We start from the raw sequence: 13,480 nt of genomic DNA, 5'->3' as shown, positions 1-13,480 counted from the left end.
CGAATATGACTCGCGCCTGCGTTCCCGCTTCGTACCAACAGCAGATGGATTACTATCGCGGCTTCGCATGAATCGAGATCCGGGCGTCGGCTTTCGAAGCAGGCGGCCCGGAAAAAGGAGAATAGGCATGAACGTAAACAGCCGAAACCGGCACCGCGCCGGCAAAAAATGGACCGTCGCCGCCGCTGTATTGACGCTCGGCGCTTCGCTGCTTTCGGGCTGCGGCAGCCGCGAAGCGAAAGCGCCGACCGATTACGACTTTTATATCTTCAACGGCAAAACGGAAAACGCGGAGGCGTTGGACAAAGTCGTCGACCGTTACGAACAGGAAACCGGCTTGACGGTCAAAGTGTTCTCGCTCGGCACGACCGACAGCGCCGAAACGCTGCGGGCCGAAATGAATTCGGGCGGACGCCCGGCTATTTTTTCCACCAATATCGGCGGCGTGACGGAATGGGCCGAAAGCGGCGCGATCCTCGATCTGAACGACGCTTCGGACCCGGAATTGAAGGCGCTTGCACAAGACGTGCCGGAAGCGCTACGGCTCAGCGTGGACGGGACGCAAAATTACGGCATCCCGTACAATATCGAAGGCTACGGGCTGATCGTCGATACGCGGATGGTGCGCGACTTGTTCGGCGCCGATCAGACGCAGCCGTTCCTCAACGATTTCAAAGCGGCCACGTACGACGAGTTCGAGACACTGGTGAAAGCGGTCGGCGATTATATCGCGACCGGAGCGGCACCGAGCGTTAAACTGAACGGCCGATCCTACGCGTTCGTCGCGCAAAAAACGGAGCTGACCTCGCAGTTGACCGGCGTGTTCGCCGAAGCGGGCGCGGAAAAATGGACGTACGGCGACCATATGGGCAATATGGCGCTGAACGCGGTATTCGGCAGCGCCGTGGCGGCCCGAACCGCGACGGAAGAACAGGTCGACGAACTGCAAGCGCCGCTTGCGAAGCTGGCGCGGACGCTCGATCTGTACTCGACGCACGCCGCAGGACCGGACGGACCTATGGAGCGCGGCCCTTCATACATCAACTCGACGACGGCTAGTTACGATGTGTCGGTGCAATTGTTTTCAAGCGGCAAAGCTCTTTTTCTCAAGCAAGGCAACTGGGTGTATCCGAATATCGCCAAGCTGAACACGGACATTTTGCCGACGCTGACGTTCTTGCCGATCAAGCTGCCTCTGGAGCAAAGCGATATCCAAGTCGACGGCCTGACGGTCGAGAAGTTCAACCGTTCCGTGCCGGAGTTCGTACCTTCGTATTACGCCATCAACGCCAAAGTGACGAAGCTCGAGCAGGAGTTGGCGCAGCAGTTTCTCGTGTGGCTCAATACCAGCAAAGAAGGGCGGGCGGCGATCGTCGAAGACTTTCAGTTTATTCCGTACAACGTCGACGATACGGTCCAATTCGACAACGAGCTGAACAATTCGCTGATTCAATACAAGCTGGACGGCGACACGCTGTCGAATCCGTTCAACGGTTCGCCCGCCGGAGGCGGTTACTGGGGGCAGGAAGTGCTCGGATCGATCCTTCAGGAACGGTACTACAACCGCGCGGGCGCCTGGACGGCGGACGATTACAAGACAATCGCGCGCGAAGCGGTGCAAGGCTGGAAAGACGTGATGTATTGATCGGCGGTCGGTTTCGAAGCTTGAGTTTACGGGAGGCTGTTAAGGATGAGGGGTTATTATAAAAAATGGTTTTGGCCGCTGGCTTTGCCCGGCTTGATCCTGTTCGCAGCCGTGGTGCTGGTGCCGTTCCTGATCGGCCTGCTGTACTCGTTCACGGCTTGGCGCGGCACGTATTTCGTCGGCGGCAGCGTCTGGACGTCGTTCGTCGGGCTGGACAATTACGCGCGCATTTTTCAAAGCCGGCAATTTGTGCACGCGCTGGTCTATACGCTGCAATTCACCGCGATCGCCGTCGTTGTCGTCAGCGTCGCCGCATTGCTGCTGGCGTTGATGCTCGATTTCGCGGGCAAACGCGTCGGTGCGTTCCGCACGATCTTTTTCCTGCCCAACCTGCTCGGCGGTCTTGCGCTGGGCTTCGTGTGGCAGTTCATTTTCCAAAACGTGTTCACGCTGCTGTTCGGCGAAAACGGGCTGAATATTCCGTTCCTGACCAATATGACGCAGGATACGACGAAAAACCTGTTCGCGCTCGTCATTATGGTCACTTGGCAGATGGCGGGGTACATGATGATCATTTTCGTGGCCGGACTCAACAATATCCCGCGCGACCTGTACGAAGCCGGAGCGCTCGACGGAGCGGGAGGGTGGAAAAGATTCCGTTATATCACTTTGCCGATGCTGATGCCTTCCGTCACGATTGTGTTGTTCCTAACGCTGGCGGGTTGCCTCAAGCTGCTTGACCAGAACGTCGCGCTCACCAACGGTTCGTTCAACACGTCCATGCTGTCGCTGCAAATCCTGCGGACCGTCCGTTACACGCAGCCGCCGGATTACGGGCAAGCGCAGGCGCAAGCCGTCGTGTTCTTCGTACTGGTCGCGATCATCGGACTTGCGCAAGTGTATATCACGAAGAAAAAGGAGGTGGACGCATGACCCGCGCCGCCGCAACGACCGCAGCCGGTCGCTCTTCGCTCAAGCTTCGTCCGGGTAAAATCGCCGTGTTCCTTATATTGATTATCTCGGCGCTAACCACATTATTCCCGCTGCTGTTTTTGTTCGTCAACTCGTTCAAGGATCAGGGCGCAATCGTCGCCGAGCCGATGGCGCTGCCGAGAAGTTGGTCCGCCGCTTACGTGTCCGACGCGATGCGGCAGATCCATTTCGGGCAGGCGGTGTTCATCACGGCCGGCATCACGGTGCTGTCCGTCGCGTTAATCGTATTTTGCGCGTCCATGTTGTCATGGATGCTGGTGCGCAACGATTCGCCGGCGAGCCGGATCGTGCTGCTGGGCCTGACGGCGGCGATGCTCGTTCCGTTCCAATCGGTCATGTATCCGCTGATTCACGAGTTCGAGACGCTGGGGCTTAAAAACCTGCCGGGACTCATCTTGATGTACGGCGGTTTCGGACTCGGCATGTCGGTGTTTTTGTACCACGGCTTTTTCCGCGGCGTGCCGCTGGCGCTCGAAGAAGCGGCGCTGATCGATGGGTCGGGCATACTGGGATTGTTTTTCAAAGTGGTCTTCCCGCTCGTCAAGCCGATCACGGTCACCGTCATCATCTTGAATTCGCTCTGGATCTGGAACGATTACCTGCTGCCGTTTCTCGTGTTGGGCAATGCCGAATACAAAACGCTGACGCTGGAACTGTATTACGCCAAAATGCTGTCCGGCCAATTCAGCAATCCGTGGGAACTGATCTTCCCGGCGGTGTTGGTGTCGATTATTCCGATTATCGTGCTGTATTTGTTCCTGCAAAAGTACTTCATTAAAGGGGTGACGGAGGGGGCGGTAAAATGAGGGGAGAAGCGAGAAGACTCCGAGAGAAATTCGTTCCGGTCGCGTGTTGAAATCGGGAAAAGAGATTATACTTTTAGTTGTATTTTCCCGATTTCAAAGGCGAACGCTATTGCTCCTTCACTGAATTTCTCTCTCCGTCTTCTCGCTTCCAGGTAGGTTGGAGTTGATAGATCTGTAGACCTTTCTTTTTTATAGAGAGGTCTTTTTGTATGGAAGGAAGAGAGCGGAAACATCTGAGCGGCGAAAAGGGATTTGCTGATTGTGTTGCATACGATTGACGCGGAGGGGCATAGAGATTCGTTTGTTCGATGGCCGGGATATCTTTTTTGCGGACGGGCGTAACTTTTTTGTCGAAAAAGGACATGCGTCGTTGACACCCTTTTGCGTGGCTTATACAATTTCTTCTATGAATATACATCGCTTGTACGAAAAAGGAGAACCATTCAACCATGCTGCATAACCCCACGGGCCGCGAGCGGCTCGGACTTGCGCTGCTGCTGTCCACGCTCGGCATTCTCGGTCCGCTCAACATCGATATGTACCTGCCCAGCTTCCCCGGGATTGCTTCCGATCTGGGCGCGCAAGCTTCGCTCGTGCAGCTCAGTCTCACCGCCTGCCTGATCGGTCTTGCGATCGGTCAGATCATCGTCGGCCCGATCAGCGACGCTCGCGGACGACGCGGCCCGCTGCTGATCTCTCTGCTGCTATTCGCCGCATCTTCGGTCATGTGCGCGCTGTCGACCAGCATCGAGATGCTGATCGCTGCCCGTTTCCTGCAAGGTCTGACCGCTTCGGGCGGCATCGTGCTGTCCCGGGCCGTCGTGCGCGACGTGTTCAGCGGCCGCGAACTGACGCAATTCTTCTCGCTGCTGATGGTCATCAACGCCGTCGCGCCGCTGTTGGCCCCGATCATCGGCGGAGCCGTGCTGCTGCTGCCGGGATCAAGTTGGCACACCATTTTCTACGTACTCGGATTGCTCGGCTTCATCATTTTGCTCATCGTCGGCTTCAGACTGAAAGAAACGTTGCCGCCGGAAAAAAGACAGCCAAGCTCCATTGGTCATTCTCTACGCACCATGGGCAGTCTGATGAAAGACCGATCGTTTATGGGCTATGCCCTAACGCTCGGGTTTATCCACGGCGGCAGCTTCGCTTACGTGTCCGGCACGCCGTTCGTGTATCAGGATATTTACGGCGTATCGCCGCAGGCATTCAGTATCTTGTTCGGCATTAACGGTATCGCGATTATCGCGGGCAGCTTCATTATCGGGCGCTTCAGCAGCTTCGTGCCCGAGCGGAATCTGCTTCGGATCGGCGTCATTACGGCGGCAAGCGCCACGTTGGTGCTGCTGATCGCTTCGATCATCCAAGGGCCTCTATACACGATCGTCGTGCCGCTCTTCATCTATATGATCACGATCGGGATCACGGCAACCAGCACGTTCACGCTCGCCATCGCGCGCCAAGGCCATCGGGCCGGCAGCGCGAGCGCGGTACTGGGACTGTTCCCGCTGCTGATCGGCTCGATCGTATCGCCGCTCGTCGGATTGGACGAGACGACGCCTGTCCCGATGGGCGCGATCCTGTTCGTGACGGCTTTGATCGGCGCGGCTGCATTTTTCATTATGACACGGCCGGACAAAGAAGAGATCAAATCGTAAGTCTCACTATTATTACTTCTGCATGGACTCCGATCCAGGCAGAAGTTTTGTTTTTTTATGCAGGAATTGCGTCCGAAGTAACGATTCATCAACTGCTAAACCGAGGAGGAACCCCGATGAAATTTTGAACCTACGGTGACCCCGCCCACCCTGCCATTATGCTAATCCACGGTATATCTTGGGCCGGAGCCTATTTGCTTCAAGCTGAACTTTTACAAGACCGCTATCATGTCACTTTGCCGATTCTGGACGGTCATGGCGGCGAAACGACAATCTATTCATCTACCGAACAGTCGGCAAACGGCCTGTTAGCCTATATCGACGAGCATCACAACGGTATGCTGTTCGCGCTTTGTGGCGTTTCGTTAGGCGGCCAGATCGTGGTCGAACTATTGAGCCGCCGTGAGCATGTAGACGACTTTGCGATTATCGACGGCTCGTGCTGGATTCCGCAGCCAACCATGCTGCGATACGCCCGACCTTTGCATCCTCTCAAATGGGCCATCGAACGTACCGGTGTGCTCGGAAGATTAAGCAACCGCAGCATCGCTCCCGAGCACCGCATGCCGGAATAGACCCTACGCATGTACCTGCAAGAAATCAAATCCTTCCGCCATGCTACTATGCGGCTCCATGCCAGACTGTCGATGGCTCGAACTTCCCGGCTACGGCCATGGAGAACTTAGCGTGCATCGTCCGGAAGAGTGGATTGAACGTGCTGAATCGTTTTGGAAGTAGCTAAGATAAAATTTTGATTTTTGCGCTCATTTTTTAAAAAGTGTATGATTAAATTGAAATAAGTCAGTGTTTTAATGATTATTTTTAAATAAATGATCACACTTATTGAATTGTGTGTATTTAAAATAAAAATGATGAAAGAGGTGAAAACGATAGATTCCTCACCTGCTAAAAAAAAATTCATAGAACTCTGTGACAGTTTGGGTGTAGATGAACCTTATTTTTTTGAGCTTATTCATTCCAATCGGAACATTACTCGAATCGAAGATTTAATTCACACTATAGATTCAAAGACAAACAATTCTGTAGCTAAGCCAAGAGACTATCAGCAGATCATTCAATTTTTTAAAAGCCATAATGGGATTCTCTCTATGGATGTGCTTCAAAAAAATGCGATTAGTCGCTACAAAATTAAAAAGCTGGAGGAGCAAGGTGAAATCGTAGCGATAAACCGCCGAATTTATGCGCTTAAATCTGCCTACGATCAACTTGATGAATGGGTCGAAGTGTCCCTTTTAATTCCGGAAGGTGTTTTATGTTTGTATTCCGCACTGGCTCACCATGAGTTAACGACGTATACGCCCAGTGAATATCAGATCGCAATGTCAAGAAAAGTTCGAAAAAAGCTAACACCCCCGGATTATTTACCTGTGAAAATGTTCTCTTATGACGATAAAACTTTTGATCTCGGTCTTTTGAGTGAACAAAGAGGGGACTTCCGAGTGAGGGTGTATGATCGAGAACGCACCATTTGTGATATTGTCAAATATCGGGAGCGTTTTGATGCAAATGTGTTGAAGGAAAGCTTGAATAATTATGCGGAGAGCAGCAAGAAAAATTACACAAAGCTTTTTCAATATGCAGAAAAACTTCGTGTAAAAAATATCCTAAGTCGTTACTTTGAGGTGTTGTAGAGTGGTGTCGAACATTTCTGCTTCAATCATTGAGCGGTTGAAAAATGTAGCCAGAGCCAATTATAAGCCATTCAATTTAATCACAATTCTTTATTTCCAAGAACGCTTTTTGAAAAGACTGTCTTTATCCGATTACAAAGAAAATTTCATCTTGAAAGGCGGCCTCTACTTATACTCCGTAACTCAATTCAAATCTAGACCTACAAGGGACATGGATTTTTCCGGACGTCGCCTAGCTCAAGATTCAGCGAAAATGCTAGAAATTATATCTTTGATTTGTGAAATACAGCCGGATGACGGTGAGGACGGGATTGTATTTGAGCTGGAAAAGATGACTGCCGTGACCATCAAAGAAGACTCCGAGTATGAAGGTGTACGTATAAAGATTCCTTGTTTATTGGGGAAGATGAAGGAGACGCTACAGTTGGATATTAGGTTTGGGGATGCGATTGTGCCTAACCCCCAAGAAATTGACTTTCCGACATTACTGTCTACCATGGATTCGCCCAAAATTGTCGTTTATACGAATGATTCAGTAGTTGCTGAAAAGTTTGAAGCTATGATTTCGTTGTCCGTTATCAATAGCCGAATGAAGGATTTCTTTGATGTCTACACATTGGCAGAGCGATTCTCTTTTGACGGACATCTTTTACATCGAGCGGTCTCGGAAACTTTTGGTCGCAGACAGACCCCTATTGAAGAAGAGTCTGTTATCTTCCAAACCAGTTTTGTAGAGGATGCAAAGCGGATTAGAATGTGGAGTTCCTTCTTGAAAACCCAACAACTATCGTCAGACGACCTCCCTTTTGATGGTGTAGTGAGCAGAATTGAAGATTTTCTAATGCCTATTTACTCAGCGATTCGAAATGGAACGGACTTTTCGGGAAACTGGGATTGCAGTTCTTTAAAATGGGATTTGCCTGAATCATAAGCGAAAAAAGATTGTGACTTTTCATTTCACGAAAAATCACAATCTTTTTTTGTCCTTTTTAACGGGACACTGTCTCTGAAGGCTTTTCCGCACAGGCTTGATCTTTTTTCTTTTGCAATGAATGTTTGTCCTTCATAGGCGTACTACAGTCCTCCGAACATACCGTAGACATGTCAGAGCCGTGAGATTTCCTGTTGTCTTTTCAAAACGATTGGCATAGAATTTGCTGGTGCGATTCTGCGACGCTTTAACGTAAGATGAATTTGACGTTGGATGCGCAGCAGAGCCGATCCACATGAAAAATAAGAAACGGTGAAAATTTTGGAGGCGTTGGTTGTGGAAGAGAAACAATTAAGCCGGGGGCTTAAAGCCCGGCATATCGAGCTGATCGCGTTGGGAGGAACCATAGGGGTCGGCCTGTTCATGGGGTCCTCAAGCACGATACAGTGGGCGGGACCGTCGGTGCTGCTGGCGTACATGCTGGCGGGACTGGTGATGTTCCTTGTCATGCGAATTATGGGAGAGATGCTGATTGCCGAGCCGGTCACGGGATCTTTTGCCACGTTCGCCCATAAATATATCCATCCGGTCGCGGGTTATCTGACGGCTTGGAGTTATTGGTTCCTGTGGGTAACAGTCGGCATGTCCGAAGTAACCGCGATCGGGATCTACTTCGGTTACTGGTACCCGGACATCCCGCAGTGGATTCCGGCTCTGGTCGGCGTGGGGATTATCGCGGCGGCGAATATGGCGGCGGTGAAGTTCTACGGCGAGTTCGAGTTCTGGTTCGCCATGATCAAGGTTGTCGCGATCGTCGCCATGCTGATTCTCGGCACGGGCCTGATCTTCTTCGGATGGGGCAACGGCGGCGTTCCGATCGGCTTCGCGAATCTGTATGAACACGGCGGATTTTTCGCGGGCGGGTTGAAAGGCTTCCTGTTCGCGCTCTGTATCGTCACCGCCGCTTACCAGGGCATCGAGATGATCGGGATCACGGCCGGCGAAGCGGAGAATCCGAAAGTGACATTGCGCCGCGCGATCAAAAATATCGTATGGCGGATTCTCGTATTCTACGTCGGCGCGATCTTCGTGATCGTGACCATCTATCCGTGGAACGAAGTCGGCGTCACCGGCAGCCCGTTCGTACTGACCTTCGCCAAAGTCGGTATTGTCGCAGCGGCTGGCATCATCAACTTCGTCGTACTGACGGCGGCGATGTCCGGCTGCAACAGCGGGATTTACAGCGCGGGACGCATGCTGTTCACGCTGGCGGAGAACGGCCAAGCGCCGAAGTTCTTCGGCAAAATTTCCAAAAGCGGCGTGCCGCGCAACAGTATCATGACCACGATCGCTTTGCTGCTGATCGGCGTGTTGCTCAACTATCTGATGCCGGATTCCAAGCTGTTCCTGTATATCTACAGCGCCAGCATCCTGCCGGGCATGGTACCGTGGTTCGCGATGGCGATCGGACAATTCCGGTTCCGCCGCGAACATGCGAGCGAGATGGACAGCCATCCGTTCAAGTCTTTGTTTTTCCCGGCGGCGAATTACTTCGTTATCGTATTCCTGCTGTTGGTACTGGTCGGCATGGTCATCAACACGGATACGCGTATCCCGCTCGGGGTGGGCGCGGCATTCATTTTGATTATGTTTGCCGTCTACTATCTGTTCGGGATCGGGAAAAAGTCGACGAATGCGCACGGAGATTCCCCCAAGTAAAAAGCTGTCCCGACACCCCGAACCGGAGAGTTTTCTCAACCGGAAAATCGAAAAAAGCGAAACTGCGCTTCGGCGTCGGTTTCGCTTTTTTGCTATTAAAAGTCGATATATGTCGAAAATATAACGAATCGTCCGATATTTTTCGAAAAAATAGAAATTTCCGGAAAAAGACCTATTCACAATTGTCGGAAAATGCCGATAAGTAGAAATAAGATCTTTTAACCGGAAGGATGATCCATATGTTCAAATGGCTGCGCTTTAACAATGTACCTCTTAGCTTCAAGATGCTGCTGCCGCTTGTGCCGCCGTTGATCGCGCTTATCCTGCTGTCTGCATTGTCGGTCAATCTCGTGTCGCGCCTGTCTGACCGATTGATTGAACGCCTCTATAATGAATCTCACCAAAGCGTCACTTGGCTGCTGAACGCCGATCGCGACTTTTACCAAGCACTGACGGAGCAGCAGAGCATGGCAACGGCTTCGGGCCAAGCGCTGACCGACCTCAAAGCCGACTTTGACGAAAACGTCGCGCAGACGGAAGAGCGCGTATTGAAAGCCGAGACGATCATGAAGGCGCATCCGGAACGTATTGAAGGTTATAAACATCCGGATTCCGGCAAAACCGCGTTTGAATTGTTTGACGACTTCAAGATTCAATTCGCAGCTTGGAAAGCGGACGCGCAAGGCGGAACGATGGAACAATTCGATGCCGCGCGCGACGATATCAATCAGATCGAAGAAATTCTCGATACGTACAGCAACGATATCATCGCCGACAGTTTGGCCTACCAGCTTCAAATTCAACGGACGTTGTGGATCGGCTTGGCCGCGGCGCTGGCCGTGTCCGCCGTGGTCGGCGCAATCGTGATTCGCAATGTGCGCCAACGTACGCAGGTTGCGGTCAGTTTGATTCGCAAGACGGCTGAACTGGATTTGAAGTATGACCCGACATACGAGCGGTTTTTGGAGGAAAAAGACGAGTTTGCCCTGCTGATCCGTTCGGAAGCCGAAGCTCGCAAAGAATTCCGGGTTATCATCGAGGATGTGCAGCGCGAAAGTCACGGCATCGAACAAGTCATGGACAGCGTAGCGGGCCGGATGGCCGAACTGGACGACAGCGTGCAGGACATTTCCGCCACGACCGAGCAGTTGTCGGCGGGAATGGAAGAGACTTCGTCTTCGACGCTGAGCATGAGCGAGACGTCGGCCGAGATCGGTCGAGCGCTCGAATCGATCGCCATGAAAGCGCAGGAAGGCGCGCGTTCGTCGGAACGCCTCAGCATTCGCGCAGCCGAGTTGAAATCCACGTTCCAACAGTCGTACCGCGAAGGAACGGCTTCTTACGAAGAGGTTAAAGGCAATCTGGAACTGGCGATGGAAGAGTCACGCGCGGTTGAACGCATCACGCTGCTTGCCGAGTCGATCCTCCAAATTACCGCACAAACCAATCTGCTGTCGCTGAACGCTTCGATCGAAGCGGCAAGAGCGGGCGAGGCAGGACGGGGCTTTGCCGTAGTTGCTGCCGAAATTCGCAAGCTTGCGGAAGATTCCAAGCAAGCTGCGGACGAAATTCAGGAAGTGACAGGAGCGGTACTGCGTTCCGTGGGAAGCCTGAAGACCAACTCGGAGAGCTTGCTGGAGTTCTTTGCGGGCAGCGTGCAAGGCGATTACGCCCTGATGCTCAAAGCCTCCGAGGAATACGCGGAAGGCGCCGGAGACACCGAAGCCTTGTCGACGGATCTAAGCGCAACGACAGAAGAACTGCTGGCTTCGATGGAAAGCCTGGTCAAGTCCACGGACGAGATCGCGATGTCCGCCGGGGAAGGCGCAAGCGGCACGGGAACCATCGCGGAAAAAGCCAGCCTGGCTGCCGAAAATGCTTCGGATGTGCTGAGCGGAGTGCGCGCTTCGAAGCAAGGCATCGAGACCTTGGCAAGTTCGGTCAAGAAGTTCAAGTTGTAAGAAAGGCCGTTCACATTGTCGAGAAGGTTATGTGTAATGTAACTTTCGAGGGCAAACGAAAGGAAGGAGCGCCATCATAGCGCTCCTTCCTTTTTATGAGTGAGCGAGCGATCAGAACCCGCCAATCACCCGCTCCAAACCATCGGCCAGTTGAGAAGAAAAGCTGCCCAGGATGATTGCCATCGCGATCAGTTGAATCGCAACCGTCAATGCCAAGAACAGGGAAACCCGCTCTTCCGGAATTCGGAACATCCGAATCGCCGCATATTGCGTGTATACGAAGGCCAGCAGCATCGTTCCGGTCAGCAGCAGCATGGAAAGGGACGGCGAGATGAAGACCAGCAGGGCACTAATCAGGAATACGGCCCCCGCGAATAGCTGCACGCCGCCAAGGCGGACCATGCCGTCGCGCGAAGATTGTTTTTCTTGTCCGCGCCAATTCCCGAGCACGTAAGCCGCAGCCAGCAAGACGATAACCGAAACGATCGAAGCGGCGAACAAAGGGCCCACGATCGTCATTCGGCTGCTTAACGTGCCCGATAACGCTCCGAGATCGTCACCGAAAAATCCGATATCCGACAGTCCGCCGGCAACGCTGTTCACGATGCTGCGCTTCAACGCCCAGGCCCAGATCAGGAAACCCAGAATGGGAGACACGATCCCGAAGATCCCGAGCATGAGATCCGAATCTCCGCGCAAACGAAGAGCTGACAAAGGGTTTTTCAACAAGCCGAGCAGTTTTCCCGTATCCAGCTTGTTCCACTCGCCTTTTGCCGCTTCGGCAAAACGCGAAGCCGTTGCGGCGGCCGCGCCGGGCTGTCCGGGTTGACCCGGTTGTCCTGCTTGTCCGGAAGGACCTTCAGTTACGGGTTGAGCAACCATCGGTAACGGTGCAGGCATTGCGGGCGTAGGGGATGCAGCATGAGTTGCATGGAACGGTAGAGCCGCTTCTTCCCTAGGCCCTTCCGCTGAATGTTTTTCAAGCGATACTCCGCCTATGTGCTCGTCCGACGTGCGCGATTCTTTTGGATCAAGCGGGCAGACGTGAATTTCTCCAGTCTGAATCTCCGTCCCGCAGTTCGTGCAAAAAGCCATTTCAAAATCCCTCCTGTGCGTTTCTTTCTGTTATGTATAGAGAGTTACCGACTATTAGGGTAACATTTCCATTCGCGGTATGCTATGTATTTTTGAACATGTCGTCTAAAAATAATAAACCGAAAACGTTATAAAGTATGTCATAATAAAAGTAATGAAGGCATAAATCGGCGGTTTTTCGCTTATAATTGCAGCTTAACGCTTCTATAAGCAAAAATAATAGCGAAATAGTACGTCATATATGTTTCATTTTTGCGATTAGTGTCGTATTATATGTTTACGCAGAAGAAGAAATCAGACGTGAAGGAACGCGACGACCTCTTCTTTTTAAGCGCAAGCAAGAAATCGGAGGGTAACCTTGATCGAATTAACGGCAAGACAATTGAAGATCGTGGATATCGTGAAAAAGCAGGCGCCGATCACCGGAGAACAGATCGCCGAGAACCTGGGGCTCTCCAGGCCGACGATCCGTTCGGATCTCTCGCTGTTGGTCATGCTGGAATACGTGGACGCCAAGCCGAAGGTCGGCTACTTTCCCGGCCGTAAGTCGGCGGGCGGAGGCAACGGCAGCGATCGCATGCGCGAAGCGAAGGTGCGCGATATTCAGAACGTGCCGATTATTATCCGCGAGACGACGACTATCCAAGATGCGGTGGTGACGCTGTTTTTGCAGGATGTCGGTACGCTGATTATTTGCGACGGCGACGGGAAATTGGCCGGAGTCGCGTCGCGCAAAGACTTTTTGAAAGTCACGTTGGGCAACCCGGGCTCGGCTTCAATGCCCGTCAGCATGGTCATGACCCGGATTCCGAAAGTCATCATCACATCGCCTGACGAACCGGTATTGGAGGCCGCGCACAAGATGATTATGCACGAGGTAGACAGTTTGCCGGTGGTCGATGCCGATCCGGAAGAAACGGGAGGCAAGCCGGCTATCGTGGGACGATTGACGAAGACGGCCATCGTTCAGCTTCTCCTCGACATCGAAACGACAGGATAACAGGGGGACACGCAGAC

At 52.6% G+C, this 13,480-nt stretch carries 11 protein-coding genes; 10 read left to right on the top strand and 1 reads right to left on the bottom strand.

What is annotated here, in order from left to right:
• The first annotated feature begins 127 nt into the window (after positions 1 to 127).
• From SACSAC_RS06110 to SACSAC_RS06065, 9 genes are all read left to right on the top strand, one after another.
• Complete coding sequence (locus SACSAC_RS06110) at positions 128 to 1,645, top strand: ABC transporter substrate-binding protein (RefSeq protein WP_037284582.1); 1,518 nt, start codon at positions 128 to 130, stop codon at positions 1,643 to 1,645.
• 45 nt (positions 1,646 to 1,690) lie between these two features.
• A complete protein-coding gene (locus SACSAC_RS06105) occupies positions 1,691 to 2,578 on the top strand; it encodes a carbohydrate ABC transporter permease (protein ID WP_037284579.1) in 888 nt (295 codons plus the stop codon).
• Positions 2,575 to 3,444, top strand: coding sequence for a carbohydrate ABC transporter permease (locus SACSAC_RS06100; protein ID WP_084777935.1), 870 nt, complete (start codon positions 2,575 to 2,577; stop codon positions 3,442 to 3,444). The genes SACSAC_RS06105 and SACSAC_RS06100 overlap by 4 nt, the downstream gene beginning before the upstream one ends.
• A gap of 449 nt (positions 3,445 to 3,893) precedes the next feature.
• A complete protein-coding gene (locus tag SACSAC_RS06090) occupies positions 3,894 to 5,105 on the top strand; it encodes a Bcr/CflA family efflux MFS transporter (protein ID WP_037284573.1) in 1,212 nt (403 codons plus the stop codon).
• 158 nt (positions 5,106 to 5,263) lie between these two features.
• Positions 5,264 to 5,680, top strand: a complete 417-nt coding sequence (locus SACSAC_RS06085; protein WP_425414795.1) for an alpha/beta fold hydrolase — start codon at positions 5,264 to 5,266, stop codon at positions 5,678 to 5,680.
• A 255-nt stretch (positions 5,681 to 5,935) separates the two neighbouring features.
• Entirely contained in the window at positions 5,936 to 6,757 is an 822-nt protein-coding gene (locus tag SACSAC_RS06080) for a type IV toxin-antitoxin system AbiEi family antitoxin domain-containing protein (protein WP_051506904.1), read from the top strand.
• 4 nt (positions 6,758 to 6,761) lie between these two features.
• On the top strand, positions 6,762 to 7,688 hold the full coding sequence (locus SACSAC_RS06075; RefSeq protein ID WP_245608588.1) for a nucleotidyl transferase AbiEii/AbiGii toxin family protein: 927 nt from the start codon (positions 6,762 to 6,764) through the stop codon (positions 7,686 to 7,688).
• A 336-nt stretch (positions 7,689 to 8,024) separates the two neighbouring features.
• Complete coding sequence (locus SACSAC_RS06070; RefSeq protein WP_037284568.1) at positions 8,025 to 9,407, top strand: amino acid permease; 1,383 nt, start codon at positions 8,025 to 8,027, stop codon at positions 9,405 to 9,407.
• A gap of 239 nt (positions 9,408 to 9,646) precedes the next feature.
• Complete coding sequence (locus SACSAC_RS06065) at positions 9,647 to 11,368, top strand: methyl-accepting chemotaxis protein (protein WP_037284565.1); 1,722 nt, start codon at positions 9,647 to 9,649, stop codon at positions 11,366 to 11,368.
• A gap of 111 nt (positions 11,369 to 11,479) precedes the next feature.
• On the opposite strand, the gene SACSAC_RS06060 is transcribed toward SACSAC_RS06065, so the two are convergent.
• Positions 11,480 to 12,463 carry a hypothetical protein gene (locus SACSAC_RS06060; RefSeq protein WP_037284563.1) on the bottom strand — a complete coding sequence of 328 codons (984 nt, stop codon included), beginning with the start codon at positions 12,461 to 12,463 and terminating at the stop codon, positions 11,480 to 11,482.
• 358 nt (positions 12,464 to 12,821) lie between these two features.
• Between SACSAC_RS06060 and SACSAC_RS06055 the strand changes: the two genes are divergently transcribed.
• A complete protein-coding gene (locus SACSAC_RS06055; protein WP_037284560.1) occupies positions 12,822 to 13,463 on the top strand; it encodes a helix-turn-helix transcriptional regulator in 642 nt (213 codons plus the stop codon).
• The last annotated feature ends 17 nt before the right edge of the window (positions 13,464 to 13,480 follow it).

The sequence above is a fragment of the Saccharibacillus sacchari DSM 19268 genome, assembly GCF_000585395.1.
Lineage (GTDB): Bacteria > Bacillota > Bacilli > Paenibacillales > Paenibacillaceae > Saccharibacillus > Saccharibacillus sacchari.
The sequence above is the reverse complement of the archived record's forward strand: the minus strand, read 5'-3'. Positions and strand labels throughout refer to the sequence as shown.

What these genes read in the sequence shown, in the direction of transcription:
- SACSAC_RS06110 (WP_037284582.1), top strand. Translation starts at nt 128, where the DNA reads ATGAACGTAAACAGCCGAAACCGGCACCGCGCCGGCAAAAAATGGACC.
- SACSAC_RS06105 (WP_037284579.1), top strand. Translation starts at nt 1,691, where the DNA reads ATGAGGGGTTATTATAAAAAATGGTTTTGGCCGCTGGCTTTGCCCGGC.
- SACSAC_RS06100 (WP_084777935.1), top strand. Translation starts at nt 2,575, where the DNA reads ATGACCCGCGCCGCCGCAACGACCGCAGCCGGTCGCTCTTCGCTCAAG.
- SACSAC_RS06090 (WP_037284573.1), top strand. Translation starts at nt 3,894, where the DNA reads ATGCTGCATAACCCCACGGGCCGCGAGCGGCTCGGACTTGCGCTGCTG.
- SACSAC_RS06085 (WP_425414795.1), top strand. Translation starts at nt 5,264, where the DNA reads ATGCTAATCCACGGTATATCTTGGGCCGGAGCCTATTTGCTTCAAGCT.
- SACSAC_RS06080 (WP_051506904.1), top strand. Translation starts at nt 5,936, where the DNA reads ATGATCACACTTATTGAATTGTGTGTATTTAAAATAAAAATGATGAAA.
- SACSAC_RS06065 (WP_037284565.1), top strand. Translation starts at nt 9,647, where the DNA reads ATGTTCAAATGGCTGCGCTTTAACAATGTACCTCTTAGCTTCAAGATG.
- SACSAC_RS06060 (WP_037284563.1), bottom strand. Translation starts at nt 12,463, where the DNA reads ATGGCTTTTTGCACGAACTGCGGGACGGAGATTCAGACTGGAGAAATT.